The organism is Desulfobulbus elongatus DSM 2908, assembly GCF_000621145.1.
GTDB lineage: Bacteria > Desulfobacterota > Desulfobulbia > Desulfobulbales > Desulfobulbaceae > Desulfobulbus > Desulfobulbus elongatus.
In genome coordinates this window covers 25,544-51,746 of record NZ_JHZB01000010.1, presented here as the reverse complement: position 1 = coordinate 51,746, position 26,203 = coordinate 25,544, and the positions used below count along the sequence as shown (strand labels likewise).

22 protein-coding genes and 1 tRNA gene are annotated in these 26,203 nt (G+C 63.4%); 8 read left to right on the top strand and 15 right to left on the bottom strand.

Features of this window, described 5'->3' with window-relative positions; translation table 11 throughout:
• Positions 1 to 4 precede the first annotated feature (4 nt).
• From Q362_RS0107280 to hisB, 4 genes are all read right to left on the bottom strand, one after another.
• Positions 5 to 769, bottom strand: a complete 765-nt coding sequence (locus Q362_RS0107280; protein WP_051553858.1) for a metallophosphoesterase family protein — start codon at positions 767 to 769, stop codon at positions 5 to 7.
• Positions 769 to 1,488 (bottom strand): tRNA lysidine(34) synthetase, encoded by a 720-nt coding sequence (locus tag Q362_RS19625; protein WP_245590180.1) that lies wholly within the window; start codon positions 1,486 to 1,488, stop codon positions 769 to 771. Before Q362_RS19625 ends, Q362_RS0107280 begins: the two co-directional genes overlap by 1 nt.
• Positions 1,489 to 1,557: 69 nt before the next feature.
• Positions 1,558 to 2,190, bottom strand: coding sequence for a hypothetical protein (locus Q362_RS22140; RefSeq protein WP_157469947.1), 633 nt, complete (start codon positions 2,188 to 2,190; stop codon positions 1,558 to 1,560).
• A gap of 87 nt (positions 2,191 to 2,277) precedes the next feature.
• On the bottom strand, positions 2,278 to 2,877 hold the full coding sequence (gene hisB / locus Q362_RS0107265) for an imidazoleglycerol-phosphate dehydratase HisB (RefSeq protein ID WP_028318144.1): 600 nt from the start codon (positions 2,875 to 2,877) through the stop codon (positions 2,278 to 2,280).
• A 314-nt stretch (positions 2,878 to 3,191) separates the two neighbouring features.
• Here hisB and Q362_RS0107260 point away from each other — a divergent pair.
• The 8 genes from Q362_RS0107260 to Q362_RS0107225 all read left to right on the top strand — a co-directional run bounded on the left by Q362_RS0107260 (position 3,192) and on the right by Q362_RS0107225 (position 9,795).
• Positions 3,192 to 3,266: transfer RNA gene (locus Q362_RS0107260), tRNA-Gly, on the top strand.
• Between the two features lie 64 nt (positions 3,267 to 3,330).
• The gene (rplM, locus tag Q362_RS0107255; protein WP_028318143.1) at positions 3,331 to 3,759 is read left to right on the top strand and encodes a 50S ribosomal protein L13; all 429 of its coding nucleotides are present in this window, start codon (positions 3,331 to 3,333) and stop codon (positions 3,757 to 3,759) included.
• An 18-nt stretch (positions 3,760 to 3,777) separates the two neighbouring features.
• Positions 3,778 to 4,170 (top strand): 30S ribosomal protein S9, encoded by a 393-nt coding sequence (gene rpsI, locus Q362_RS0107250; protein WP_028318142.1) that lies wholly within the window; start codon positions 3,778 to 3,780, stop codon positions 4,168 to 4,170.
• A 143-nt stretch (positions 4,171 to 4,313) separates the two neighbouring features.
• Complete coding sequence (gene argC, locus Q362_RS0107245) at positions 4,314 to 5,354, top strand: N-acetyl-gamma-glutamyl-phosphate reductase (protein ID WP_028318141.1); 1,041 nt, start codon at positions 4,314 to 4,316, stop codon at positions 5,352 to 5,354.
• Complete coding sequence (gene truA / locus Q362_RS0107240; RefSeq protein WP_028318140.1) at positions 5,354 to 6,142, top strand: tRNA pseudouridine(38-40) synthase TruA; 789 nt, start codon at positions 5,354 to 5,356, stop codon at positions 6,140 to 6,142. Before argC ends, truA begins: the two co-directional genes overlap by 1 nt.
• 5 nt (positions 6,143 to 6,147) lie before the next feature.
• Complete coding sequence (locus Q362_RS0107235; RefSeq protein WP_028318139.1) at positions 6,148 to 6,738, top strand: Maf family protein; 591 nt, start codon at positions 6,148 to 6,150, stop codon at positions 6,736 to 6,738.
• A gap of 467 nt (positions 6,739 to 7,205) precedes the next feature.
• Positions 7,206 to 7,985, top strand: a complete 780-nt coding sequence (locus tag Q362_RS0107230) for a cyclic nucleotide-binding domain-containing protein (protein WP_028318138.1) — start codon at positions 7,206 to 7,208, stop codon at positions 7,983 to 7,985.
• Positions 7,986 to 8,025: 40 nt separating this feature from the next.
• Positions 8,026 to 9,795, top strand: a complete 1,770-nt coding sequence (locus tag Q362_RS0107225) for a DnaB-like helicase C-terminal domain-containing protein (RefSeq protein ID WP_028318137.1) — start codon at positions 8,026 to 8,028, stop codon at positions 9,793 to 9,795.
• On the opposite strand, the gene trmFO is transcribed toward Q362_RS0107225, so the two are convergent.
• The 11 genes from trmFO to Q362_RS19610 form a co-directional block, all read right to left on the bottom strand.
• Positions 9,768 to 11,126 carry a methylenetetrahydrofolate--tRNA-(uracil(54)-C(5))-methyltransferase (FADH(2)-oxidizing) TrmFO gene (gene trmFO, locus Q362_RS19615; protein ID WP_051553851.1) on the bottom strand — a complete coding sequence of 453 codons (1,359 nt, stop codon included), beginning with the start codon at positions 11,124 to 11,126 and terminating at the stop codon, positions 9,768 to 9,770. The two genes, Q362_RS0107225 and trmFO, sit on opposite strands and share 28 nt — an antisense overlap.
• A gap of 73 nt (positions 11,127 to 11,199) precedes the next feature.
• The gene (ahcY, locus tag Q362_RS0107215) at positions 11,200 to 12,486 is read right to left on the bottom strand and encodes an adenosylhomocysteinase (RefSeq protein WP_028318136.1); all 1,287 of its coding nucleotides are present in this window, start codon (positions 12,484 to 12,486) and stop codon (positions 11,200 to 11,202) included.
• Between the two features lie 55 nt (positions 12,487 to 12,541).
• Positions 12,542 to 13,705: a methionine adenosyltransferase gene (metK, locus tag Q362_RS0107210; RefSeq protein ID WP_028318135.1), complete on the bottom strand. Its 1,164-nt coding sequence runs from the start codon at positions 13,703 to 13,705 to the stop codon at positions 12,542 to 12,544.
• A 287-nt stretch (positions 13,706 to 13,992) separates the two neighbouring features.
• Complete coding sequence (gene fabL / locus Q362_RS0107205) at positions 13,993 to 14,745, bottom strand: enoyl-[acyl-carrier-protein] reductase FabL (RefSeq protein ID WP_084312412.1); 753 nt, start codon at positions 14,743 to 14,745, stop codon at positions 13,993 to 13,995.
• On the bottom strand, positions 14,738 to 15,718 hold the full coding sequence (locus Q362_RS0107200; RefSeq protein ID WP_028318133.1) for a DUF362 domain-containing protein: 981 nt from the start codon (positions 15,716 to 15,718) through the stop codon (positions 14,738 to 14,740). Before Q362_RS0107200 ends, fabL begins: the two co-directional genes overlap by 8 nt.
• Positions 15,719 to 16,053: 335 nt before the next feature.
• On the bottom strand, positions 16,054 to 17,250 hold the full coding sequence (locus tag Q362_RS0107195) for a 3-phosphoglycerate dehydrogenase family protein (RefSeq protein ID WP_028318132.1): 1,197 nt from the start codon (positions 17,248 to 17,250) through the stop codon (positions 16,054 to 16,056).
• Between the two features lie 220 nt (positions 17,251 to 17,470).
• Positions 17,471 to 18,295: a dihydropteroate synthase gene (folP, locus tag Q362_RS0107190; RefSeq protein ID WP_035215986.1), complete on the bottom strand. Its 825-nt coding sequence runs from the start codon at positions 18,293 to 18,295 to the stop codon at positions 17,471 to 17,473.
• 78 nt (positions 18,296 to 18,373) lie between these two features.
• Positions 18,374 to 20,218 carry an ATP-dependent zinc metalloprotease FtsH gene (gene ftsH / locus Q362_RS0107185; protein ID WP_028318130.1) on the bottom strand — a complete coding sequence of 615 codons (1,845 nt, stop codon included), beginning with the start codon at positions 20,216 to 20,218 and terminating at the stop codon, positions 18,374 to 18,376.
• 106 nt (positions 20,219 to 20,324) lie between these two features.
• The gene (carB, locus tag Q362_RS0107180) at positions 20,325 to 23,549 is read right to left on the bottom strand and encodes a carbamoyl-phosphate synthase large subunit (protein WP_028318129.1); all 3,225 of its coding nucleotides are present in this window, start codon (positions 23,547 to 23,549) and stop codon (positions 20,325 to 20,327) included.
• A gap of 26 nt (positions 23,550 to 23,575) precedes the next feature.
• Positions 23,576 to 24,685 (bottom strand): glutamine-hydrolyzing carbamoyl-phosphate synthase small subunit, encoded by a 1,110-nt coding sequence (carA, locus tag Q362_RS0107175; RefSeq protein ID WP_028318128.1) that lies wholly within the window; start codon positions 24,683 to 24,685, stop codon positions 23,576 to 23,578.
• 142 nt (positions 24,686 to 24,827) lie between these two features.
• Positions 24,828 to 26,108 (bottom strand): 3-deoxy-D-manno-octulosonic acid transferase, encoded by a 1,281-nt coding sequence (locus Q362_RS19610; protein WP_169737378.1) that lies wholly within the window; start codon positions 26,106 to 26,108, stop codon positions 24,828 to 24,830.
• Between the last annotated feature and the right edge of the window lie 95 nt (positions 26,109 to 26,203).

Here is a 26,203-nt window from a genome sequence, read left to right as displayed (position 1 = left end):
GCTCTCACCAGAAAAGACGCTTGGCGTTGCTCGCCGGGAAGCCGCGCTCGCCCAGCAGCCGGATGGTCGTCTGCACATCGTAGGAGACGGCCCTGATGTCGATGGTTGCCGCCTCCTGATCCCAGACCATATATTTGGCGTGCCAACTGAGCGCGTCGCGCGGCTGGCCGACACTGCCGGGCAGGAGCAGATAGCGCGCGCCGGCGGCAAGCGCCGTGCGCCCGATCCCCGCTTCCCGGCTCACCACCCCTGCGCCGGTCCGCTCATGCCATCCCAGATCGTGGGTGTGCCCGGCGAAGCAGAAGCGCTCCGGATAGGCGGCGAAGATCCGTTGCAGCCGGCTTTCGGTGGGCTCGTACAAGTACACGGTCACCGACTGCGGTGGGCAGCCGTGCACATACCGGGCGCCGCCATCGCAGTAAACGGCCGGAAGCGCCGCCAGCCATGCCAGGGAATCGGGACTGAGCAGGCTCCGGGTGAGGGCGAGGGAATCGCGGGCCGTCGCGTGCAACCGGCTGCAGTAACTCCGGTTGACCAGCGCCAGTTCGTGATTGCCCATTACCGAAACGATCCGGTGTTCGAGCAGGGTCCGGACCACCTCCTCGGGTTCGGGGCCGTAGCCGATGTTGTCGCCGAGGGAGAATATGCGGTCCACGCCGACTTGGGCGATATCGGCCAGCACGGCCGCCAGCGCCCGGTAATTGCCGTGGATGTCGGCAAGAACAGCCAGCCGCACCGGTTTCCCGTCCAGGCCGTCACCGCAGGGCATCAGGGCCTCCTGCCGCCGGTCTGCCTGAGCAGATAGTTGCCGCGGACATTACCCAGGGCGGCAAACATGTGCTCCTTGGCACCCGGAATCTGCCGGTAGATGTGCTCGGCCAGCTGGTGAATATCCCGGCGCCGGGTCTGTTCCCGCAGGGGACAGGCGGAACGGACCGGCGCAAGTCCCAGCTGATGGCCGATGGTTTCGATCTCGCTCTTGTCCAGATAGGCGAGCGGGCGGATGAGGGCCAGGCGGCCGGAAAACAGTTCCTGGCGGGGGACCATGGTGCTGATGTTGCCGGCACAGGTCAGGTTGAGCAGAAAGGTTTCGATGATATCGTCGCGGTGGTGACCGAAGGCGATGGTGGTCGAGCCGCAGTCGCGGGCATGGGCAAAAAGTTGCGTGCGCCGGCTGCGGGCGCACTGAAAACAGAGATCGTGGCCGCCCGGAGCGGCTGCCGTCGCTTCCGGGCCGGGCCGCCACTGGGCGGGCAGAATGCGAAACGGCAGGCCGAGTTGCGCCACGATCGTGCCCACCTGGATCGCCACCACCCCCGGACCGTCGTCCCCGGCTTCCATGTCGACATGGACGGCGGTCAAATCGTAGGCGATGGGGGCCTTTCTCCGCCAGTCGGCCAGCAACCAGGCCAGCACCAGCGAATCGATCCCCCCCGACACCGCCACCAGGACCCGGTCGCCGTCGGCCAGCATGGCATAGTCATGCATGGCCCGGCCGACCCGCCGGTTCGAATCCCTCGGCAACCGCACCGCGAAGGCTGTAGCCGGACGAATCGGTTATTTCCCCCCAAGATAGGGGCATTCTCCCAGTTTTTCCTTCAAGCCGTCGCGGGCCAGTTCCTCGGCGGTCAGCCAGACCAGGCCCCGGCTCTGGGTTTTGGGCAGGGCCAGCAGGTTTTCCATCAGCGACTGCTGCTGCTCGTCGAAGCGGCCATGGCACAGCATCCTCCCCTCTCCCACCTCATATAACTTGTAGGCAAAAGTGACCGCGGCCGGCTGCTTGACACCGTAATCGCCGCCGACCCGCTCGCTGTAGCGGCTGAGCGTGGTTTCCAGGACGGCATTGCAGCCGTGCTGGGTGGCAATGCGCCGGGCCGTTTCCAGATTGGTGCCGGCCATCTCCTTGCCGGCCTGGGCAGCGGCAACGAAATGGACACCGGCCTTGCCGGCCAGTGTCTCCTGCATCAGGCCGTCCAACACCCGGCTGCCGCTTATGAGGATGTTTTCATCGGCAAGCGACGGACTTTCCTCCAGGTCGGCCACCGGCCGCACGGGCAGCACGGCAATTCCCGAAACCGCGACTTCCGGTCCCTTGGCGGCCGGCGCCAGTTCATCCTTCTGCGCGCATCCCGCCGCGGCAAGCAAACAACAGACCGCCACCACCATGTGCAACTGTGCCAATGTCTTCACGCTGTTTCTCCTTTTCATTACGCTGGCCACGAAATCGGCCAGCCCGGTTACCCGCATAAACGGCCGAACCATCTTGCTGTCGATCAATCAGAGCATGCCCTTGGACGAGAGCTGGCCGCTGACCCGCGGATTGGGCGCCGTGGCCGCGGCCAGCGCCCGTCCCAGGGCCTTGAAAATCGCCTCGAGAATATGATGGCCGTTTTCGCCATGGAGCAGGTCGACATGAAGGGTCAAACCGGCATGCAGCGTCAGGGCGCGGAAAAACTCCTTGGCCAGCGGCACGTCGAAGCGGCCGATCGTGTTTTCCCTGATCTCCACCCGATAGTGGAGAAAAGGCCGGTTGGAGCAGTCGACGCAGACCCGTGCCAGGGTTTCGTCCATCGGCACATAGGCATGGCCGTACCGGCAGATTCCCGCCTTGTAGCCCAGGGCCTGGGCAAAGGCCTGGCCCAGGCAGATGCCCACGTCCTCGACGGTGTGATGGTCGTCGACTTCGGCATCGCCCCGCGCCGCGATCTCAAGATCGAAAAAACCGTGAACCGCAAACAGGGTCAGCATATGATCCAGAAAACCGACGCCGGTCTGAATGGCGACAGTGCCGCTGCCATCGAGAACGAGCGCGATCCGGATATCGGTCTCCTTGGTGGTCCGTTGCAGGGATGCCGCCCGGCTGGTGGTTGCTGTCATGGTTTCGTTCCTCATCGGCCTGCGGCCGTCTTCGATTGGTCTGCCGGTCCGGTTTGCTTAAGCTGCGGCCCGCGAATCCCAGACCCGACGATGCGGGCAGCCGGGATTCTTCGCCCCGCCCCGCGAAGAATCCCAGAATAATAAGCAAGTTAACCGGCATACTATTCCTCTTTTGCAGGATTGGCAACAGTTCTCCGCCCCGCGGCTGCGGTTTTTCTCCGCGCCCGAACCGGTTTTTGTTTGCCGGTTTAATTTTTTATTGACACGGTCCCGGAAAACTTGGTAAGTTCGGCCGCTGTTATGAAGAATAACGGGCGGGAATAACTCAGTGGTAGAGTGCAACCTTGCCAAGGTTGAAGTCGCGAGTTCGAATCTCGTTTCCCGCTCCACAAGAGACTCCCAGGTTCGGACCTCTGTTCGAGCCTTTTTTTTTCAAGTGGTGAGGCGCAGCGCATGAAGACCTTCTACACGCCGGTAAATGAAATTGAGCGCAAATGGTATGTGGCCGATGCCGACGGCAAGGTGCTCGGACGCATAGCTGCCGAGATTGCCCATCGCCTGCGCGGCAAACACAAGCCGACCTTCTGCAACTTCCAGGACAACGGCGACTTTGTCATCGTGGTCAATGCGGACAAGATTCATCTCACCGGCAACAAGTGGGACGACAAGGTCTATCATCATCATTCCGGCTATCCCGGCGGCATCAAAACCGAGACGGCCCGCGAAGTCCTGGCCAAGAAACCGGAAGAGCTGATCCGGATGGCGGTCCGGGGCATGCTGCCCAAGAACAAGCTCGGTCGTGCTCAGTTGAAAAAACTGAAAGTATACGCCGGCAAGGATCATCCCCATCAGGCCCAGCAGCCTGAACTTCTCGAGATTTGATTAACGGAGCACTGAACTATGGCCCCCGAGCAGACATACGCGACCGGCAGACGGAAAACAGCAATCGCCAGAGTCTGGATCACCCCTGGCAGCGGCAAAGTTGCCATCAACAAAATGGAGATGCGCGAGTATTTCGGCAACATCTTCTTCGAGCCCAAGGTGGCCAAACCCTTTGCCGTGACCGAAACCGTCGACCGGTATGACGTCCTGGCCACAGTCAAGGGCGGCGGCAAGGCGGCCCAGGTGGATGCGCTGGTGCACGGCATCGCCCGGGCGCTGCAGGAGTTGGATCCGGAGATGCGCCTGCCGTTGAAGCGGGCCGGTCTGCTGACCCGCGACCAGCGCGCCAAGGAGCGGAAAAAATACGGCCAGCGTGGCGCTCGCGCCCGCTTCCAGTTCTCCAAGCGTTAATTGCCCGGCAACGGAGCTGTCGCGACGATTTTCTTCCTGCATCACTGCGCATCCAGGGAATAACGAGGCTTCGTTATTCCCTTTTTTTTTAACAATCCGTCCATCTTCCCCTTCAATCTCATCCAGAGCGAGGAAAACCGATCATGATGCGAGTCGGCATTGTTGGCGCCTCCGGTTATACCGGAGTTGAATTGGCCCGGCTTCTGGCCGGTCATCCGGATATCCGTCTCACCGTCGCCACCTCCCGGCAGTATGCGGGCAAGCCGCTGGCCGAAGTGTTCCCCAACCTGCGCAAACGAGTGGATCTCCTCTGCGAGAACCTGTCGGCGGAGGAACTAGTCGACCGGGCCGACTTCTTTTTCACCGCCGTGCCGCACAAGACCGCCATGGACATCGTCCCCAGGCTGCTGGATGCCAGCAAAAAAGTGGTCGATTTGAGCGCCGATTTCCGCATCCGGGACGCGACGGTGTACGAGGCCTGGTATCAGGAGCACACCAGTCCGCACCTGCTCGGCGAGGCGGTCTACGGCCTGCCCGAACTGTACCGCGCGCAGGTCAGGACCGCCCGGCTGACCGCCAACCCCGGCTGCTACCCGACCTCGGTCATCCTGGCGGTGACGCCGCTGCTGCGCGCCGGCCTGATCGATCCGGCCACCCTGATCATCGATTCCAAGTCCGGCACCTCGGGCGCGGGCCGCGCCGCCAGCGTGGGCACGCTGTTCTGCGAGGTGACCGACGGCTTCAGGCCGTACAAGGTGGGCGGCGCGCACCGGCATATTCCGGAAATCGAGCAAGAGCTGTCCCTTGCCGCCGGCACGCCGGTGACCGTTTCCTTCACCCCCCACCTGCTGCCGATTTCCCGGGGCATTCTGAGCACAATCTACGCCACGCTCACCGAGGCGGGCAGGACTGCCGACTTGCAGGCCCTGTACGAACAGACCTACGGCAACGAGCCCTTTGTGCGCGTGCTGCCGGCCGGCACTGTGCCGGCCACCCAGCACGTGCGCGGCTCCAACTGCTGCGATCTGTCCTCTGCCCGGGATGCACGCACCGGCCGGCTGATCGTCATGTCGGCCATCGACAACATCGTCAAGGGTGCCTCGGGCCAGGCGGTCCAGAACATGAATCTGATGTGCGGGTTCCCCGAGACCGCGGGACTGCTGGGAGCCCCGTTCTTCCCCTGATGCGCCGCACGATCCGACTGCTGATCGCCTACGACGGCAGCGGCTACCGCGGCTGGCAGCGGCAGCGGCAGGGCGAGCCGACCATCCAGGAAGAACTGGAAATCCGTCTGGCCGGCCTCTGCCGGCAGCCGGTCACTCTGCACGGGGCGGGCCGAACCGATGCCGGCGTGCATGCCCTGGGCATGGTGGCCCATTTCCACACCGAGGCCGCCATCCCGCTGGTGGCCTTTTCCAAAGGGCTCAACGCCCTGCTACCGAAGGACATCCGCATTCTCGGGGCGGAAGAGGCCCCGCCGGACTTTCACAGCCGGTTCAGTGCCCTGGGCAAGACCTACCGCTACGATTTCTGCACCGGTCCGGTGCAGCTGCCCGGCAGCCGGCTCTACCAGGCGCATTGCCCCGGCCCCTTTGTTCTGGCACGGTTGCAGCCAGCCTTGGCCGTCCTGATCGGCACCCACGACTTTTCCAGCTTCGAGCGTTCAGGCTCACGGGACAAGGAGGCAACCTGCGGCCGCGGCGCCATCCGTACCCTCACCAGGGCCAGTTGCGTGCCGGTGCTGGGGTGCGCTGAACACTGGTCGCTTCGCTTCACTGGAGACGGCTTTCTCCGCCAGATGGTCCGTATCCTGGCCGGCACGCTGATCGAGATCGGCCAGGGCAAGCGGCCGGCGGCAGAACTGACCGCGGTGCTCGCCGCCCAGGATCGTACCGCCGCCGGCCCCACCGCTCCCGCCTGCGGCCTCTTTCTCGAGCGCATCCATTACGCTGTCCCCATTTTTTGCCGATAATCGCCATGTTCACCGCCTGCTGTCCGCTCATCCTCGCCTCGGCCTCGCCCCGGCGGCGTACCTATCTCAGCCGGCTCGGTCTGGACTTCAGCATCGTGCCGGCCGCCATCGACGAAACCTGCATGCCGGATGAATCGCCCCAGGACTTCGCCCGGCGGATGGCGACAACCAAGGCCAAGACGGTCGCCGCTGCCCATCCCGAGGCCTGCGTCATCGGCGCCGACACGGTGGTCGCCCTCGACGACCGTATTTTCGGCAAACCCGAAAACCGCAAACAGGCCCTGGCCATGCTTACCGCGCTGCAGGGCCGCACCCATCAGGTCACCACGGGCTTTGCCATTGTGGCCGTCAATCGGAACATCGCCGAGATTGATACCGTCACCACGCAGGTCACCTTCGGCACCTTCGCCGAACCGGTCCTCCGGGCCTACGTCGATTCCGGCGAGCCCATGGACAAGGCCGGCGCCTACGGCATCCAGGGGATCGGCAGCTTTCTGGTGCGCTCCATCTCCGGATCGTGCAGCAACGTGGTGGGCCTGCCGGTCCATGCCGTTGTCCGCACCCTCCTGGAACATGCCCTGCTGCGGATCGGATGACGGCATTCGCCCTTTTCTCCTCGATGGTTCCGTGACGGCGGACGGACGCCCGCCCTTGACTTCGGTCAGGGGAGTATGCTACCGTTTTTTGAGCCGCTTCGTCCTGGCCGCGCTCTTTTACCACCGTCCAAGACCTGCCGTTCCCTTTTCCGTTCACGACTTTCGCCCATGATGCGCATCCGGAACAACCGTCTGGCCTGCCCCGCCGGCGCACGGTAACGACGGAGACGTCATGCCTTCTTCCCTCACACCGCCGGCCGCAGCAAAGCGACCTTCTCTCCGAGGTGCATGAGCGGTCTGGCGCCATCCGTGGGAACGAACAGGCGGTTCCGTGCAGATTCTATCCAGCCGAGGCCAGGGAAGCGGTATTCAACACAGTGGAACGACTCAAAAATCGCATCGACGAAATCGACTGTCGAACAGTGGGTGAGATCATTTGTTCAGGTGAAAGCAACGAAGGGGAAAGAATGGAGGCAATCAGCAAGGAGGATCTCGCCATCTGGGCCGACTTGGCCGACCGGCTCGGTACCCGGGAATTTCAGGCCATATATCGCGCCTTGCACGAACGCAGATTCCGGCCGGAAGAAACCATCGTCAACCAAGGGGACAGGAACGATACCCTTTTCTTCATCGCCCAGGGCAGCGTCAAGGTCTCCCATCGGGTCAACGGCCGCGAGTTGTTCATCACCACCCTGAACCGCGGCCAGATTGCCGGCGACAATTTCTTCTCGCCCTCCTTCTGGACCGTCACCCTGACCTCGCTGACGCCGGCGCGCATTCATGTCCTTCAGCAAGCGGCGCTCGATGCCTTTCAGGAACAGTTGCCCGAATTGCGGGCCAGGCTGCACGCCTATTTTCTTTCCGCCAATACCATCAGCGCCATACTTGAAAAGAAAAAGCTGGAACGGCGCTACGATCAGCGGTTCACCGTGGCGCGCACGATCCGGGTGCATCCGGTCGACAATCGCAACACCCCGATCGGCCGCGGATTCCGCGCGGAAACCGCCGATATCTCCCAGGGTGGGCTGGCCTTCCTGGTCAGCCTTTCCCGGCGGGAAAGCGCCCGTCTGCTGTTGGGCCGACGGATGCAGACCCAGCTGCCGGTCGGCGGCAAGGAGCGGTTCTTGACCCTCAAGGGCACGGTGATCGGGGTCCATCCGTTCCACGTCCTGGGCAAGGTTTTTTCCGTGCACCTCAAATTCGACCATCCCCTGGACCAGCAGGGGTTGCACACCATCCTGGGCTGACGCTCCGCCCCTTCGACCACCTTCGCCTTCGACCGTCGCCATGACCGATGCCGTCACCGAATTCTATCTCCGCCAGCTTCCCGGAGCCCACCTGCAGAACGGCATGTTACAGGCGCCCTGCCCTTTCTGTCTCGGCCAGGGTAAACAGCAGGCCGGGACATTGACCGTCCACCTCAATCCGGAAAGTTTTTTCCACGGCTACTTCCGCTGCCGCAACCGTTGCGTTCCCGGCGGCTTTCCCCTGCATTTCGCCCGAACCGGCGCCATCAGTCCGGCCGAGGTGCCGGGATACGATCCGGATCGTGACTATTTCGGCCGCGAAGTCGACTATCCGGCCGCAAACATCAACCATGAACTGGCCGGATTCACTGACAAACTGATCGGCGAGCCGCTCGATTGCCTCCAGAGGGCAGCGATAACCCCCGAAGTCTTGACCGAGTTGCGGGTCGGCTACAACGGCCGCTACTTGGTCTATCCCTACATCCAGGCCGATGGCAACTGCTATGCGGCCCGCTGCGTCCATCCGGAGCGGCCCGAAGATTTTTTCTGGCACGGAGACGAGCGGTTTGCCGCCGAGCGCTTCCGTCTGTTCAATGCCCCGGAGATCGAGCACTGCGAAAACGGCACCCTTTTTCTGGTGGAAGGCGAACATAACCTGCTGCCGCTGAAGCAACTGGGGCTGCCGGGGATCGCCGTGCCCACGGCTGCAGACCTCGACCATCTCGATCCCCGGCGGCTGCACTGGATCCGGACCATCTTCCTCTGGGTCAACCACACCGCCGAATCCGAGGCCATGGCCAAAAATTTCGCCACCCGAACCGGATACAAGGTGCGGCTCGTCCGATGGCCGGACCAGGCCGCCCGCAACAGCTCCATTGCCCAGTTGGCTATAGCGAGCGGCCCCCAGTTTCAGCGGCAGGTCTTTGCTCTGCTCCAACAGGCGCGGGCCTTCTCGCCCTTTGCCAGCCCGGCCGGCGAGTTTCAGACCTTCCGCGAGCTCCTGCTCCAGGAGTCCGGCACGGCCTATGCCAACCTGACCGGCGGCTTCGCCCGCATGGACCGGGCTCTGGCCGGCATCCACGGCATCAACATCATGGGCGGCACGCCCAAGGCGGGCAAGTCGGCCCTGTTCATCCAGATCGCCTCGGACATGGCCCTGCGGAAGATTCCGGTCCTCTACTACGACTTCGAAAACGGCCGGCAGAAAATCTATCTCCGCATTCTCAGCCGGCTCGGCCGGCTCGCCATCGACCGGATCAGGGATGCCGCCCTGCCCGCGGGCGAACGGCAACGGCTGGTCCAGGCCGAGCACACGCTGCGTACCCTGCTCACCTGGCTGCGGGTGGTCAACGACCGCACGCTCTCGCCGGAAACCATGCGGCGCCACATCGATTTTCTCCGCCACGAGACCAACAGCGACTACACGGTGGTGGTCATCGACAGCCTGCACAAACTGCCCTTCAAGGACATCAGCCAGAAGCGCAGCGGCATCGACGGCTGGCTGCGCCAACTGGAGGCGATCCGCGACGAACTGGGCGCCGCCTTTCTCGTCATCTCCGAACTGGCGCGGAACCCCGACGGCCAGTTCGACCGCCAGCCCCATCTCGGCTCGTTCAAGGGCTCGGGTGACATCGGCTATTCCGCCGACAACGCCATGGTGTTCCTGCCCCAGTGGGACCCCTTTGCTGACGCGCCGCCGGCACAGCGCCGCAACGACCTCTGGCTGGTGGCCAGCCGCGAGCAGAGTCCGGGACGAATCGCCTCTTACCGGCTTGATTATCCCTATTGGGGATTTGTGGAAGAAGCGTAGTCCTGCCCGGAAAACCGCTGCCGCCATTGCCGGATCAGTTCCAGGGCCTGCTCGGCCCGGATGCGGCCCCGCATTTTTTTGGGAATTTTTCGTCCGATGAGCGGCGGAAACAGGCCGAAGTTGACGTTGGACGGTTGGAAGTGGGCCGGATCGGAGTTGGTGAGATGGCCGATCAGGGCGCCATGGGCCGTGGCGGCGGGCGGGATGATCGGTTCCCGGCCGAGGACGATGCGGGCGGCGTTGCCGCCGGCCAAGAGCCCCATGGCCGCCGATTCGATGTAGCCCTCGACCCCGGACAGTTGCCCGGCGATGAACAGGCCGGGCAACTGGCGCACCTGCAGGGTGGCGTCGAGCACCCGCGGCGCGCAGACGAAGGTGTTGCGGTGGATGGAGCCCAGCCGGAGGAAAACCGCCTGCTCCAGGCCGGGGATGGTGCGGAAGATACGCAACTGTTCGGGATAGGTCAGCTTGGTCTGGAAGCCCACCAGATTGTAGGCCGTGCCCTCGCGGTTTTCCGCCCGCAACTGGACCACGGCATGCGGCAGCGCGCCGGTGACCGGATGGGCCAGGCCGACCGGCTTCATCGGGCCGAACCGGAGGGTGTCCGCCCCCCGGGCGCACATCACCTCGATGGGCAGGCAGCCCTCGAAATATTTTGGGTTTTCGAAGGCATGCAGGGGCACGGTCTGGGCCGCGCCCAGCGCTTCCACGAACTGGGCGTACTGTTCCCGGTCCATGGGACAGTTGAGGTAGTCGCCCGGCCCCTCCTCGTCCCAACGGGATTTGCGGTAGATCACCTTCAGGTCGAGGCTGTCGGCGTCGACAATCGGGGCGATGGCGTCGTAAAAGGCGAGATGTGCATCCCCGGTCAATTCTCGCAGATGGTCGGCCAGCGGACCGGCGAGCAGCGGTCCCGCCGCCAGGACCACCGGCCCGGCCGCCATCTCGGGAATGCGGCCGACCTCCTCCCGCCGCACCGTGATCAGGGGATGCGATGCGATCGCCTCGGTCAGCCGGGCGGCGAACCGGTGCCGGTCCACGGCCAAGGCACTGCCGGCGGGCACGGCGGTCTGATCGGCAATGCGCATCACCAGCGAATCCAGCAGCCGCATCTCCTCCTTCAGCAATCCGGCGGCGGAGTCGACGGCATTGGAGCGGAGCGAATTGGAGCAGACCAACTCGCCCAGCTGCACCATCTCGTGGGCCGGGCTGAAGCGCAGCGGCTTCATCTCGCAGAGGATCACGCGCACGCCCCGCTGCGCCGCCTGCCAGGCCGCCTCGCACCCGGCCAGCCCGCCGCCGATCACCGTCATTGCCCCTCTGTCCATCATTGTCTCTCTCCCACAAAAAAGGGCAGGGTGAATCCTCACCCTGCCCGGAACGTGCGCATCGCCTCGAAAAACACTAATACCGGTAATGCTCCGGCTTGAACGGGCCGTTGACGTCCACGCCGATATAGTCGGCCTGCTCTTGGGTGAGCGAGGTCAACTGCACCCCGATCTTGGCCAGATGGAGCCGGGCCACCTTCTCGTCGAGCTTTTTCGGCAGGAAGTAGACCTTGTTTTCGTAGGCCCGGCCGTTGGTCCACAACTCGATCTGGGCCAGCACCTGATTGGTGAAGGAATTGCTCATGACGAAACTGGGATGGCCGGTGGCGCAGCCCAGGTTGACCAGGCGGCCCTCGGCCAGGACGATCAGCCGCTTACCGTCCGGAAAAATGACGTGATCGACCTGGGGCTTGATGTTTTCCCAGGGCAGATTGCGGATGCCCGCGATATCGATCTCCGAGTCGAAATGGCCGATATTGCAGACAATGGCCTGATCCGGCATGGCCTCCATGTGCGCCCTAGTGATCACCCGCAAATTGCCGGTGCAGGTGACGAAGATGTTGCCCCTGGGCGCGGCCTCGTCCATGGTCACCACCCGGTAGCCCTCCATGGCGGCCTGCAGGGCGCAGATGGGATCGATCTCGGTGACGAGCACCGTCGCGCCCATGCCGCGCAGGGCCTGGGCGCAGCCCTTGCCGACATCGCCGTAGCCGACGACCACCGCGATCTTGCCGGCGATCATCACGTCGGTGGCCCGCTTGATGCCGTCGATCAGCGACTCCCGGCAGCCGTAGAGATTGTCGAACTTGGACTTGGTCACCGAATCGTTGACGTTGAAGGCCGGGGCCAGCAGCTTGCCCTGCCTGGTCATCTCGTAGAGCCGGTGCACGCCGGTGGTGGTCTCCTCGGAGATGCCGCGGATATCGGCCATCAGTTCCGGATGCTTGTCGTGCATCACCTGGGTCAGGTCGCCGCCGTCGTCGAGGATCATGTTGGGCCGCCAGTTGTCCGGCCCGAAGATGGTCTGCTCGATGCACCGCCAGAACTCCTCCTCGGTCTCGCCCTTCCAGGCGAAGGTGGGAATACCGGTCGCGGCCATGGCGGCGGCGGCGTGGTCCTGGGTGGAGAAGATGTTGCACGAGGACCAGCGCAACTCCGCCCCCAGGTGCACCAGGGTTTCCATCAGCACCGCAGTCTGGATGGTCATGTGCAGGCAACCGGCGATGCGGGCGCCGGCCAGGGGCCTGCTCTTGCCGAACTCCTCGCGCAGGGCCATCAGGCCGGGCATCTCGGTCTCGGCGATGGCGACTTCCTTCCGGCCCCATTCGGCCAGGCCCATATCGGCTACTTTGTAATCAGTCATGGTTTCTCCTGCGCTCCCTCGGGAAGAGGGAACGGTTTTTGATTCAAACAAACAATCACATCCCGGCCGCTGCGCGCAGGGCCTCGACCTTATCGGTCCGCTCCCAGGTGAACTCGGGCAACTCACGCCCGAAATGGCCGTAGGCCGCGGTCTTGTGATAGATCGGCCGCAGCAGGTCCAACTGCTGAATGATCGCCTTGGGCCGGAGATCGAAAACCCGGCCGACTATCTCCACCAGCCGCTCCTCGGAAATTTTGCCGGTTCCGAAGGTCTTGACGTTGATCGATACCGGTTTGGAAATGCCGATGGCGTAGGCGACCTGCACCTCGACCTCGGTGGCCAGTCCGGCGGCCACGATGTTCTTGGCCACATAGCGGCCCATGTAGGAGGAGGAGCGGTCGACCTTGGAGGGGTCCTTGCCGGAGAAGGCGCCGCCGCCGTGCGAGCCGCGGCCGCCGTAGGAATCGACGATGATCTTGCGGCCGGTGACGCCGCAGTCGCCGACCGGTCCGCCGATGACAAATCGGCCGGTGGGATTGATGAAGTACTTGGTGTTGGCGTCGATCATGCCCGCCGGCAGCACCGGCTTGATGATCTCCTCCATCACCCCTGCCTTGAGGTCGGCATAGCTGACGTCCGGGCTGTGCTGGGTGGAAAGCACCACCGCCTCGACCCGACGGGGCACGTTGTCCACGTACTCGATGGTCACCTGGCTCTTGGCATCGGGCCGCAGCCAGGGCAGGATGCCGGCCTTGCGCACCTCGGCCTGCCGTTTGGTCAGGGCGTGGGCGTAGGTGATGGGCATGGGCATCAGCACGCTGGTTTCGTCGCAGGCGTAGCCGAACATCAGCCCCTGGTCGCCGGCGCCCTGGTCGAGGTCGAGCCCCGTGCCCTCGTTGACCCCCTGGGCGATGTCGGGCGACTGCTTGTCGATGGTGGTCAGGACCGCGCACGACCGCCAATCGAATCCCATGTCCGAGGAATTGTAGCCGATCTCGCGGATGGTATCGCGGACGATCTGGGGCATGTCGACCCAGGCGGTGGTGGTGATCTCGCCGGCGATCAGGGCCATGCCGGTGGTGACCAGGCTCTCGCAGGCGACCCGGGCGTGTTTGTCCTGGGTGAGGATGGCGTCAAGGATGGCGTCGGAAATCTGGTCGGCAACCTTGTCCGGATGCCCTTCGGAAACCGATTCTGAGGTAAAGAGATGGTGAGCCATGAAAGTGTCTCCCGCTCGGAATAAGAACGTTGAAAAAGGGGAAAAAAGGGCGCCCTGCCGTTCAGGGCGCAAAGGACCGCCTTCAGGCAGCCTCGGTCATGCCGGTCAGTTGCCGTCCGCATGCTCCGCTAGTGCGACGACATGAAAAGCAAAAAACTATACTCAACTGATACGGAAAATTCAATGCAAACGGCCGAGCGCCGTGTTGACCGTTTCGCCGGCATGCCCAGGTCCACTGTTTTCGGATGGTATGCTGCAAGGGGCAATTTATTGGCGGCAAAAAAATTTCAGCCGCAGATGGCGTAGCCGCCGTCGACCACTACGGTCTGCCCATGGATCATGGCCGCCAGATTGCTGCACAGAAAAAGGGCGACATCGGCGACGTCCTCGGGTGTGGTCAGGCGTCCGAGGGGCGTTTTCGCCGTGGCGGCGGCCAGGATCTCCTCCCGGTTGGGAAATTTTTTCAGGGCGTCGGTCTCCACCACCCCGGCGCTGACCGTATTGACGGTGATGCCCTGCGGCCCCAGCTCCACGGCCAGATGCCGGACCAGCGATTCCAGCGCCCCCTTGGAGGCGCCCACCACCGTATAGTTGGGGATGGCGCGCACCGCCCCGATCGACGAAATGGCGATGATCCGCCCGCCCCGCCCCATCATGGGCAGCGCCTGCTGGGCAATGAGCAGCAGGGCGCGGGCATTGACATTGACCGCCCAGTCCCAGTGCCGGCTCTTCAGGGCCGTGACCGGCTGGAGCACCCCCGAGGCGGCGTTCGACACCACGATGTCCAGCCGGGAATAACGGTCGCGCACCTGGTCGAACAGGGCCGCCACGCTTTCCTCGTCGGCCAGGTTGGCGCGAAGCGCCAGGCAGCGCCCTCCCTGTCCCTCTATTTCGGCGACCACCTCGCCGGCATTGGTCCGGTGGCGGACATAGTTGACGATCACCTCGGCGCCCTGGCCGGCCAGCCGTCGCGCCACCGCCCTGCCGATCCCGCGCGAGCCGCCGGTCACCAGCGCCACCTTGCCGTGCAGATCAATCATAGTGCCTCCTTGCGGCCCCGCATCGTGCTTCACCTTCCTCGCCAGCACGAAGCAGCGCCCGCCTGATGGAATTTTTGACAAATCGGAAGAGATTGAACCGAACCGGCCCCAATGCCTCGGGCACAGCAAAATCGCGGACCGCCAGGCTGGCCGGGTGCATCAGGGGAAAGTCGAGTTCCGCCATTGTTGTCCCGCCAAGGCCGGCCCGCCGGGCGGCACACCACAGGGGGCACTGGTGCGGCTCGATGCCCAGGACGGTGAGCAGGGCCGTATCGACGGCCACCGGATTGCTCCCGCCGGCAAGCATGCCCAGGGGATACGGCTCGCCGTGGATGGGGCCGGTCCGGTGCATGGCGACCACACCGTCCGCCAGGGTGTAACCGGTGGGCAACACGGCCAGCAGATCGATCAGCAGGTCGGAGAAGCAGCCATTGCTCCCGCCGTGAGCCATGTGCCACCAAGGCTTGTGAAACCCCGCAAGACAACCGAACAGGTTTTTGACCGACAAAGTCACCCGCATCTGGGAATGGGCCTTGACCTTGGGCAGGTTGACGAGCAGATCGCAGTCCAGGGCGGCGGCCGCCATGGCCGCTGTGTGGCCGCGAGGCAACACGACCTCCCTACTGCGCCTGAATTCGAGAACCGGCACGCCGAGCCGTTGCAGGGCCGGCAGGGCGTCGATGGCAGCAAGCACAGCGCGGGCCGAACCGAAGGAAGGGGAATCGCCGACCGCCACCCGGGCACCTTGCGCCTGAAACCACCGCGCCACAGCAACGATCAGCCGGTGATCGGTGCAGGCCAGTTGCCCGTTTCTGGCGGCGATCAGGTTGGGTTTGAGCAGTACCCTTGCCGTGCGCAAGGTGGAACGACCGGGCAGCGCGGCCAGCAGCCCGTCGACAGCCGCATCCAGAAGGTGCTCTTCATCATACCCAGGAAGGGCCGTCAGGAAAACGCTGGCGCTGTCCGCTGGCATAAGCTCAAAAAAAACCGGCTTGACCCACAGGGAATCAAGCCGGAAAAGGAGAGAAGAGATGAAGAATTACTTTTCTTCAAGCATTCTTCGTGCCGTTTTTTCCAACACCGGTCCAATTCTTAATATTATAACAATTTCAATAGAATAGGCACGAAACCAGACTCACGACGAGGCTTGTACACGGAGGAAAAAGTAAAATATTTTAAACCCGCTCCCGGAAAAACACTGTTACAGGCAAGAACATGCAATTTAAACAGGGTATTAGGTAATCCATTTTTTTAAACGTTTTTTTCGATTTCTTCGATCGAAGTGGATAGTTTTTACTCAATCCGTCATCACCGTCCCCGGATCTCCAAGGGAATCACCCGGACACGCAGCACCCCCTCCTGCTGCGCGATCTGCTGCTGCACCTCTGCCGGCACTGGCCCGGAACAGTCGATGATGTTGTAGCCCACGGTACCGTTGCTTTTATTGGTGTAGTTCATGATGTTGATGTGCTCGGCGCCCAGGATATTGCTGATCAAGCCGATCATGCCGGGTTGGTCGCGGTTGATCACGGTCAGGCGGGTATGCACGTCCACGGTGGGAATGGTCTCGATGTTGGGAAAGTTGACACTGTGGACGATGTTGCCGAACTCGAGATAGTGCTTCAACTCGCGAACCGCCATGGTGGCACAGTTTTCTTCGGATTCGGCGGTGGATGCGCCCAGGTGTGGCGTGAGCAGAATCTTCTCGTGCCCCATGAACTTCACCGAGGGAAAATCGGAGATGTGGCCGCGGAGCTTCCCGTTTTCCAGGACCGCCAGGACGGCGTTCTCATCCACCACCGGGCCGCGGGCGTAGTTGATCAGCACCGTGCCTTCCTTGACGAATTCGAGGAAATCCTTGTAGGTGACATAGCCCCGAGTATTCTTGTTGAGCGGGATATGGACGGAAATGAAGTCGGCGTCGGCCAGGGCCTCCTTGCGGGAGCGGGCCAGGGTGACCCGGGGATCGAGGTTGTGAATGTTATCCATGGCCGGAAAGGGGTCGAAGCCCAACACCTTCATGCCGTGATGCAGGCCGGCATTGGCCACGCCCACACCGATCTTGCCCAGGCCGATGACTGCCATGGTTTTGCCGGCCATCTCCTCGCCCTTGAATTTCTTTTTCCGGGCCTCCACCTCGCGGTTGATCTCCTCGTCGGTCATCCCGGTCAGTCCCTGACAGAACTCGATGCTCCTGTCAACATTGCGCAGCCAGATGCCCAGCGAGGTGTACACCAATTCCACCACCGCATTGGCGTTGGCACCGGGGGTGTTGAACACGCAGATGCCTTTTTCCGTGGCCTCGTCCACCGGGATGTTGTTGACGCCGGCACCGGCCCGGGCCACCGCCAGCAGCTCGGGATAGGAAGAAAGATCGACCTTGGAGCTACGCACGACAATGCCTTCCGGATTGCCCTCCTCGGGGCTGACGGCGAACCGGTCGCTGAACAGCGCCAATCCTTCTTTGGCAATGGCGTTGATCGTTCTGATTCTGAACTGCTTCATGTTGGTACCCTCGTGGTGGTGGTCAATTCAGGAAAAATCACTCTGTTTCACGTATCCCCGCCCTGCCGGCATGGCATCCTTCGGCGATCGCCATGGCGCATCGCCATGGCCCACAATTCCGGGTGCACGCCGGGAAAAAAGCCGGCAATACAAACCGGGCCGTCAGGCAAGAGCGCGAAAATTTAGAGCAAATCACCTTGTATTGTCAAGAAAAATGAGGCTATCCCACGCAGGAGGCCGCCATCCCGCCACAATCCAGGATCTGGGCCAGCCGCACGGCGTAACCGGTGTTCCTGACATCGTGCACCCGTAGGATATCCGCTCCCTGTCGGGCGCAACAGGCGGAAACCATGGCGGTCGGCCAGTCCCGTTCCTCCGTGGGAACGCCAAGGAGCTGCCCCAGAAAGGATTTGCGCGAATGGCCGATCAGTACCGGGCAGCCATGGCGTCTGAAGGCCGCGATGTTGCGGAGAATGGCGAGATTGTGTTCCATGGTCTTGCCGAAGCCGATGCCGGGATCGACGATGATGCGTGACCGGTCGACACCGTTTTGCTCCAGCCAGTCGATCCGCTCCGTAAAAAAGGCGTTTATTTCCGCGACAACATCCCCGTAGCGGGGGGCGACCTGCATGTCGCCGGGTGTACCCTGCATGTGCATGATGATCACCGGGCCGGCGAACGACCGGGCCACTTCGATCATGGCCGGATCGTGGCGCAGGGCGGAGATGTCGTTGATCATGGTGGCCCCGGCCGCGATGGCTTCCCCGGCCACGGCCGCCTTGGTGGTGTCGACGGAGATGGGGATCTTGCTGCGCTGCCGTATCTTCCGAATGGCCGGAATCACCCGGCGCAGTTCCTCCGCAACGCCCACCGGCTCGGCAAAGGGCCGGGTGGATTCGCCGCCGACATCGATGATGTCCGCCCCTTCGGCGAGCAACTGCTCGATCCGGGTCTCCAGCGCCGACTCGCTCAGCCAGCGGCCCCCGTCGGAAAAGGAGTCGGGGGTGACGTTGAGAATGCCCATGAGGGTGATGCGTTGTTGCATGCGGTCCTCCCAACAAACAAAAAAGGTGGGCGCCATCTTCCAGACGTCCCACCTCGGGTGGTTCTTCGTTGCCCTTGCTCAGGCTGCGGCGGTTGTCGTCGCCTCCTCTGCCTGCTCGCCGGCCGGCTCGCCCCGGAGATTCGCGATGATCCGGTCCATGTCCTCAAGCATGATGGTCTCCCGCTCCAGCAACTCGTCGGCGATGGCCTTGAGAATGTCCATGTTCTCCTGAAGCAGCCGGGTGACCTTGTCGTTGGCCTCGACGATGATCTGCTTGACCGCATCATCGATCTTCTGCGCGGTCAGCTCGCTGTAGTCGCGGTGCTGGGCGATCTCGCGGCCGAGGAAGATGTGCTCCTCCTTCTTGCCGTAGGCGAGCGGTCCGAGTTCGTCGCTCATGCCCCACTCGCAGACCATCTTGCGCGCCAGTTCGCTGGCCCGTTCGATGTCGTTGCCGGCGCCGGTGGTGATCTCGTTGAAGACCAGCTTTTCCGCCACCCGGCCGCCGAAGAGAATGGCTATCGAGTTGAGCAGATAGCCGCGGGCATGGGTGTATTTCTCGTCCATGGGCAGCTGCATGGTCAGGCCGAGAGCCCGGCCGCGGGGGATGATCGTCACCTTGTGAATCGGGTCGGTGCCGGGCAGAAGCCGCGCCACCAGGGCGTGGCCGGCCTCGTGATAGGCGGTGATCTCCTTTTCCCTGGGGCTGATGATCATGGATTTGCGCTCCGCGCCCATCATCACCTTGTCTTTGGCCCGCTCCAGCATGGCGGCGTCGACCTCGTCCTTGTTCTCCCGGGCGGCCATCAGGGCGGCCTCGTTGACCAGGTTTTCCAGATCCGCCCCCGAGAATCCGGGGGTGCCGCGGGCGATCACCGCCATGTCGACATCGGTGGCCAGTTTGGTCTTCTTGCCGTAGATATCGAGAATCATCTCCCGCCCCTTGACGTCGGGTACGGGCACCACCACCTGGCGGTCGAACCGGCCGGGCCGCAGCAGGGCCGGGTCGAGGACGTCGGGCCGGTTGGTGGCGGCGATGATGATGACGCCGTCGTTGCCCTCGAAGCCGTCCATCTCCACCAGCAACTGGTTCAAGGTCTGCTCGCGCTCGTCGTGACCGCCGCCCAGCCCGGCGCCGCGATGCCGGCCGACCGCGTCGATCTCGTCGATGAAGATGATGCAGGGGGCGTTCTTCTTGCCCTGGCTGAACAGGTCGCGCACCCGCGAGGCGCCCACGCCGACGAACATCTCGACGAAATCGGAGCCGGAGATAGTAAAGAACGGCACCCCGGCCTCGCCGGCGATGGCCCGGGCCAGCAAGGTCTTGCCCGTGCCGGGCGAGCCGGCCAGGAGCACGCCCTTGGGGATGCGGCCGCCCAGCTTGGTGAATTTCTGCGGATCGCGGAGAAAATCGATGATCTCTTCCAGCTCCGCCTTGGCCTCGTCGATCCCGGCCACATCCTTGAAGGTGACCTTGACCTCGCCCTCGGCCTGCAACTTGGCCCTGGTCTTGCCAAAGGACAAGGCCCCGCCCTTGCCGCCCATCTGCATCTGGCGCATGAAGAAAATCCACACCCCGATCAGGAGCAGCATCGGGAACCAAGAGATGAAGATGGTCAGATACCAGGGGGTTTCCTCGGGTTTCTTCACCTGGATGTCGACATCCGATTCCCGCAGCATGGGGATCAGGCCGGTGTCGTCTGGGGCCACGGTCTTGAACGGACGGCCATCCTTGTCGATGCCGGTGATTTCCGTTCCCTGGATGCTGACCTTGTTGACCGCGCCGTTCTCGACATTGGCCCAGAACTCGCTGTAGGTGATCGAATTGCTCTGGCTTTGCGGTTTGTTGAACAGTTGGAAGAGCAGAATCATCGTCAGACCGATGACCAGCCACATACTGAGATTCTTATAAAAGGTATTCAAAAAAACGTCTCCACTCAGTTGTCATGCCCACAGGAACAGCAGAGGCCCTTTGGGCGTATCGCTTTGTTGTCAATTGAATAATGCACTCTATAACAACGATCTTTTCTCAGTCAATGAACTTTGCGAATTCCTGGATGGTCTTCACACCCACATCCTTGTGCCGCATCGATTCCATGGCCATGGTCATGGCCAGGCCACCGGTGATGGTGGTGGTGTAGGGGATGTGGTAGTCGAGCGCCGCCCTGCGGATGATGTAGGAATCCTCCGTGGTGCGGGTGCCGGCCGAGGTGTTGAGGATCCACTGCACCTGGCCGTCCTGGATCTTGTCGAGGATGTGGGGCCGCCCCTGCGAAATCTTGTTCACTTCGGAGCAGGCGATGCCGCTCTCCTTCAGGCGGGCGGCCGTGCCCTGAGTGGCCAGGATGGCATAGCCCAACTCCTCCAGTTTCCTGGCCACCGGCACCACCGCGTTCTTGTCGCCGTGGCGAACGCTGACGAACACCGTGCCGCTCTGCGGCAGCTGCGAATTCGATGCCATCTGCGACTTGGCCAGCGCCAGCCCCAGGTCGTCGTCGATGCCCATGACCTCGCCGGTGGACTTCATCTCCGGCCCCAGCAGGGTGTCGACGTTCGCGAACCGGTCAAAGGGGAAGACCGCCTCCTTGACCGCCCAGTGATGCAGCACTTTCTCCCTGGTGAAGCCCAGTTCTTCCAGGCTCATCCCCAGCATCACCTTGGTGGCGATCTTGGCCAGGGGCACGCCCGAGGCCTTGGAGACGAAGGGCACGGTCCGCGAGGCCCGCGGATTGACCTCCAGCACGAACAGGGTCTGGCCCTGGACCGCGAACTGGACGTTCATCAGCCCGATCACCCCCAGTTCCCCGGCCATGGCCTTGGTGGCGGCGGTGATTTCGGCAATCATCGCGGCAGACAGGGTGTGCGGCGGCAGCACACAGGCCGAGTCGCCGGAATGGATGCCCGCCTCCTCGATATGCTCCATGATGCCGCCGATCACGGTCAAGCTGCCGTCGCAGATCGCATCGACATCGACCTCGATGGCGTCCTTGAGGAACTGGTCCAGCAGCACCGGGTGCTCACCCCCGCTCATGCCGGGGATGGCCATGAAGTTGCGGATGCCCTGCTCGTTGTAGACAATGCGCATGTCCCGTCCGCCCAGCACGTAGGAGGGCCGCATCACCACCGGGTAGCCGATCCGGGCGGCTACCGCCAGGGCCTCGTCCAGGGTGTGGGCGGTGCCGTTGGCCGGCTGCCTGAGCCCCAGCTTCTGCAGGAACTGCTGGAACCGCTTGCGGTCCTCGGCGCGGTCGATGGCGTCCGGCGAGGTGCCGATGATGGGCACGCCCTTCCGGGCCAGGGGCACCGCCAGGTTGAGCGGGGTCTGGCCGCCGAACTGGACAATGACCCCGTCCGGCTTTTCCCGTTCGATGATGTTGAGCACGTCCTCGCGGGTCAGCGGCTCGAAATAGAGCTTGTCCGAGGTGTCGTAGTCGGTGGAGACCGTTTCCGGATTGGAATTGACCATGATCGACTCGATGCCGATCTCGCGCAGGGCGAAGGAGGCGTGCACGCAGCAGTAGTCGAACTCGATGCCCTGGCCGATCCGGTTGGGGCCGCCGCCGAGGATCATGATCTTCTTGCGGTCGCTCCGCCGGGATTCGTCCTCCTGCTCGTAAGTGGAATAGTAGTAGGGCGTGTAGGACTCGAACTCGGCGGCGCAGGTGTCCACCAGCTTGTAGGCCGGCTCCAGGCCGAATTCGATGCGCAGGTCGCGGATGTCGTCCTCCGATGTCCCGGTCAGATTGGCCAGTTGGACATCGGAAAAGCCGTACTGCTTGACCTCGTAGAGAGAGTCCGGGTCGAGACCGCCGAAGCCCCGCGCGCGAATCTCCCCGCCCTTGTCGACCAACTGCTTGAAGTTATGCAGAAACCACGGGTCGATATGACTCAGTTCGTAAATGCGCTCAATGGACATGCCCCGGCGCAGGGCCTCGAAGATGTGGCTGATCCGCTTGGAATTGGGCCGGTTGAGGCCTCGTTCGAGATCGTCCTGATGCAGGCCCGACATGTCGTCTCTGCCATCGAAGCCAAAGCCCATCCGCCCAACTTCCAGCGACCGCATTCCCTTCTGGAAGGCCTCCTTGAAGGTCCGGCCGATGGCCATGGTCTCGCCCACCGACTTCATCGCCGTGGTGAGGATGTCCTCGGTCTCGGGAAATTTCTCGAAGGTCCAGCGCGGAATCTTGACCACACAATAGTCGATGGTGGGCTCGAAGGAGGCGTAGGTCTCGCGGGTGATGTCGTTCTTGATCTCGTCCAAGGTGTAGCCCACCGCCAGCTTGGCGGCGATCTTGGCGATGGGGAAGCCGGTGGCCTTGGAGGCCAGCGCCGAGGAACGCGACACCCGGGGGTTCATCTCGATGACCATCAGCTCGCCGTCCGCGGGATTGACCGCGAACTGGACATTGGAACCGCCGGTCTCCACCCCGATCTCCCGGATGATGGCAATGGAGGCATCGCGCATCTCCTGGTATTCCCGGTCGGTCAGGGTCTGGGCCGGGGCCACGGTGATCGAGTCGCCGGTGTGCACGCCCATGGCGTCGACGTTCTCGATCGAACAGATGATGACCACGTTGTCGTTTCTGTCCCGCATCACCTCGAGCTCGAACTCCTTCCAGCCGAGCAGGGAGCGTTCGAGCATGACCTCGTTGGTCATGGAAAGATCGATGCCGGCGGTGGCCAGCTTGTTCAGTTCGGCCCGGTTGTAGGCCACGCCGCCGCCGGTGCCGCCCAGGGTGAAACTCGGGCGGACGATGATCGGAAAGCCGATCCGCTCGCCGGCCGCCATGGCCTCGTCGACAGTGTGGACGATGGCCGACTCCGGCACCTTGAGGCCGATTTTGCGCATGGCGTCGCGGAATTCCTCCCGCCCCTCGGCCTTGCGGATCACGTCGATGTCGGCGGCCAGCAGTTCCACGCCGTAGTGTTCGAGCACGCCCATTTCCGCTACCTTAATCGCGGTATTGAGCCCGGTCTGGCCGCCCAGGGTCGGCAACAGGGCATCGGGCCGCTCACGCTCAATGACCTTGGCCACGCATTCGGGGGTGATCGGCTCGATATAGGTGCGGTCGGCCAGGCCGGGGTCGGTCATGATGGTGGCGGGATTGGAGTTGATCAGCACCACCTCGTAGCCCTCCTCCTTGAGGGCCTTGACCGCCTGGGCCCCGGAATAGTCGAACTCGCAGGCCTGGCTGATGATGATCGGCCCGGAGCCGATGATGAGTATCTTGTGAATGTCCGTCCGTTTGGGCATGGTCTCTCTTCCTTTTCGCCGGGCGCTCAGCCCGCCTGCTCCATCAGTTGCATGAACCGGTCAAACAGATATTCGGCATCGTGGGGACCGGGCGCGTATTCGGGGTGGTACTGGACCGAAAAGACCGGCCATTCCCGATGGCGCATGCCTTCCAGGCTGCCGTCGTTCAGATTGATGTGGGTCACTTCGACGCTCTTAGGCAGGCTGGTCGGATCGACGCAGAAGCCGTGATTCTGCGAGGTGATCTCCACCTTGCCGGTGATCAGGTCCTTGACCGGCTGGTTGCCGCCCCGATGACCGAATTTGAGCTTGTAGGTGGTGCCGCCGTAGGCCAGGCCCAGCATCTGATGCCCCAGGCAGATGCCGAAGATCGGCAGTTTGCCGAGCATTTTCCGGATGTTGCCGACCACGCCCCGCACCCCGGCCGGGTCGCCGGGACCGTTGGAAAGAAAGACGCCGTGCGGCCGCAGGGCCAGCACCTCTTCGGCCGAGGTGGTGGCCGGCACCACCAGTACTCGGCAGCCCTTGCGGGTCAGAAGACGCAACTGATTGTATTTGATGCCGCAATCGAAAGCAATCACCTTGAAACCGGCACCTTCGGGGAAGTCGCCCGCCGGCACCAGCCCGTTGTTCTCCCAGCGGTAGCTCGTGGCGCAGGCCACCCGCGCCACCATGTCGCGGCCGACCAGGCCCACCCATTCGCGGGCGCGGCGCACCACGGATTGCGGATCGAGGTCCTCGGTGGTGACCAGGGCCTTCATCGCGCCGGTGGTCCTGATTTTCCGGGTCAGCATGCGGGTATCGAGGCCCTCGACCCCCAGCACCCCGTACTGCTTGAGGAAGTCGGCCAGGGTGCCGGTGGCCCGGTAGTTGCTGGGCCGGTCCTGGTACTCGCGGACGAGGAAGGCGCGCGGATGCACACCCGAGGATTCCATGTCCTCCGGATTGACGCCGTAATTCCCGATCAGGGGATAGGTCATGGTCACCAGTTGGCCGGTATAGGAAGGATCGGTCAACACCTCCTGATAGCCGCTCATGCTGGTGTTGAACACTATTTCGCCCACGGCCTCACCCGGTCCGGTAAAGGATCGGGCGGTCATCACCGTGCCGTCTTCAAGTCCGATCAATGCTTTCATCGTGTTGGTATCCTGAAAATGCAGAAGGAGTCGATCATGCGGGGCCACCGGGTGGCATGCGGCATCACGACCGCGCTGGTCATTAGAGTAAGCATGGTTCGTGTCCCAGCCAAGAAGTGACGGAAAAAACCGGCGTATCCCGTCAGCGGGCCGCCAAGACCTCGCGCACCAACGCCGCCTGCCGGGCGACCGCTCCCCGCTGGCCGGCGGCCATGTCGGCGGCACGGGCGCAGGCCGTCGCGTACTCGTCCGGGGCGTCCACATGGGCAAGGAGCAGGGCGGTCAGTTCCCGGGCGTCGGCGACCCGGAACCCGCCGCCCGCCTGGACGAGCGTGTCGGCCGCATCCTGAAAATCCTTCATGTGGGGCCCGAAATAGACCGCCCGCCCCCAACGGGCCGCCTCGACGATATTGTGCCCGCCCCGGTCCACCAGACTGCCGCCGCAAAAGACATAATCGCCGCCGGCGTAGAGATCGGCCAGATCGCCCATGGTATCGACTACGACGACGTTGGCGCGGCGCCCCTGGGCCGCCAGGGCGGAGAAGAGGTCGAACGCCATCCCGGCCCGACGGAGCAGGGCTGCCACCGCGGGAAGCCGCTCGAGATGCCGGGGCGCGATCACCCAAACCGCCGGCCCCCGCGCCGCCAGGGCACGGAAAACCTCCAGCAGTTGTTCCTCTTCGCCTTCATGGGTCGAGCCGCAGAGAAAAACCCGCTCGGCATCCACGCCAAGCCGCCGGCGGTTGGCCGCCCGGACCTGGTCCGGCGACCTTGCCTCCATGTCGTTCTTCAAATTGCCGCAGACCCAGATGCGCGCTGCCGGCACCCCCAGCGCCGCATACCGCTCGCGGTCCGCCTCGCTGATAACCGCCACCTGGCGAAAACCGTCCAGCAGCGGAGCCAGGAATCCCCGAATGCGCCGGTAGCGGCGGAAGGATCGCTGCGAGATGCGGCCGTTGAGCAGCAGCATGGGGATACCCGCCTGCCTGACCTCGGTGAGCATGACCGGCCAGAGTTCGGTTTCAAGACACAGGTAGCAATCCGGCCGCACCGCCCGCAGGGCTCGGCGCACCGCCTGGGGCAGATCGAGCGGCGCCAGGATGCAGGTGGCCGCGGGCAGCCTGCTGCTGGCCAGCCGGTGTCCTTGCTCGGTGGTCGAACTGACCACGATGCTGACATCGATTGCGGTATCGAGCAGGGCATGGGCCAGAATGATGGCCGCCTGGACCTCACCCACGGACGAGGCGTGCAGCCACACGGTCCGGACGCCAGGGCGGGCCACGGACGCTATCTCGGGATACCGGCCCAGCCGCTGTCCGATTCCGTAGGCGAACCGGCCGCCGATCGCCTCGATCAGGGGCCGGAGGAGGACCAGCAGCGGATACAGCCCCGCGCCCAGACCACTGTACAATTGGTGCAGCACGGTTCCCCTGCCCCTCCCGCAATTCTGTTTCGTCGGCACAAAAATTTATTTATATAACCGGGAAGCCCCTATGCAGTCAAGCCTGTTTGCCGAGA

What these genes read in the sequence shown, in the direction of transcription:
- Q362_RS0107200 (WP_028318133.1), bottom strand. Translation starts at nt 15,718, where the DNA reads ATGCCAGCGGACAGCGCCAGCGTTTTCCTGACGGCCCTTCCTGGGTAT.
- Q362_RS0107235 (WP_028318139.1), top strand. Translation starts at nt 6,148, where the DNA reads ATGTTCACCGCCTGCTGTCCGCTCATCCTCGCCTCGGCCTCGCCCCGG.
- truA (WP_028318140.1), top strand. Translation starts at nt 5,354, where the DNA reads ATGCGCCGCACGATCCGACTGCTGATCGCCTACGACGGCAGCGGCTAC.
- rplM (WP_028318143.1), top strand. Translation starts at nt 3,331, where the DNA reads ATGAAGACCTTCTACACGCCGGTAAATGAAATTGAGCGCAAATGGTAT.
- Q362_RS0107225 (WP_028318137.1), top strand. Translation starts at nt 8,026, where the DNA reads ATGACCGATGCCGTCACCGAATTCTATCTCCGCCAGCTTCCCGGAGCC.
- Q362_RS0107195 (WP_028318132.1), bottom strand. Translation starts at nt 17,250, where the DNA reads ATGAAGCAGTTCAGAATCAGAACGATCAACGCCATTGCCAAAGAAGGA.
- folP (WP_035215986.1), bottom strand. Translation starts at nt 18,295, where the DNA reads ATGCAACAACGCATCACCCTCATGGGCATTCTCAACGTCACCCCCGAC.
- Q362_RS0107230 (WP_028318138.1), top strand. Translation starts at nt 7,206, where the DNA reads ATGGAGGCAATCAGCAAGGAGGATCTCGCCATCTGGGCCGACTTGGCC.
- Q362_RS19625 (WP_245590180.1), bottom strand. Translation starts at nt 1,488, where the DNA reads ATGCATGACTATGCCATGCTGGCCGACGGCGACCGGGTCCTGGTGGCG.
- carA (WP_028318128.1), bottom strand. Translation starts at nt 24,685, where the DNA reads ATGAAAGCATTGATCGGACTTGAAGACGGCACGGTGATGACCGCCCGA.
- carB (WP_028318129.1), bottom strand. Translation starts at nt 23,549, where the DNA reads ATGCCCAAACGGACGGACATTCACAAGATACTCATCATCGGCTCCGGG.
- Q362_RS0107280 (WP_051553858.1), bottom strand. Translation starts at nt 769, where the DNA reads ATGCCCTGCGGTGACGGCCTGGACGGGAAACCGGTGCGGCTGGCTGTT.
- argC (WP_028318141.1), top strand. Translation starts at nt 4,314, where the DNA reads ATGATGCGAGTCGGCATTGTTGGCGCCTCCGGTTATACCGGAGTTGAA.
- hisB (WP_028318144.1), bottom strand. Translation starts at nt 2,877, where the DNA reads ATGACAGCAACCACCAGCCGGGCGGCATCCCTGCAACGGACCACCAAG.
- ahcY (WP_028318136.1), bottom strand. Translation starts at nt 12,486, where the DNA reads ATGACTGATTACAAAGTAGCCGATATGGGCCTGGCCGAATGGGGCCGG.
- metK (WP_028318135.1), bottom strand. Translation starts at nt 13,705, where the DNA reads ATGGCTCACCATCTCTTTACCTCAGAATCGGTTTCCGAAGGGCATCCG.
- fabL (WP_084312412.1), bottom strand. Translation starts at nt 14,745, where the DNA reads ATGATTGATCTGCACGGCAAGGTGGCGCTGGTGACCGGCGGCTCGCGC.
- trmFO (WP_051553851.1), bottom strand. Translation starts at nt 11,126, where the DNA reads ATGATGGACAGAGGGGCAATGACGGTGATCGGCGGCGGGCTGGCCGGG.
- rpsI (WP_028318142.1), top strand. Translation starts at nt 3,778, where the DNA reads ATGGCCCCCGAGCAGACATACGCGACCGGCAGACGGAAAACAGCAATC.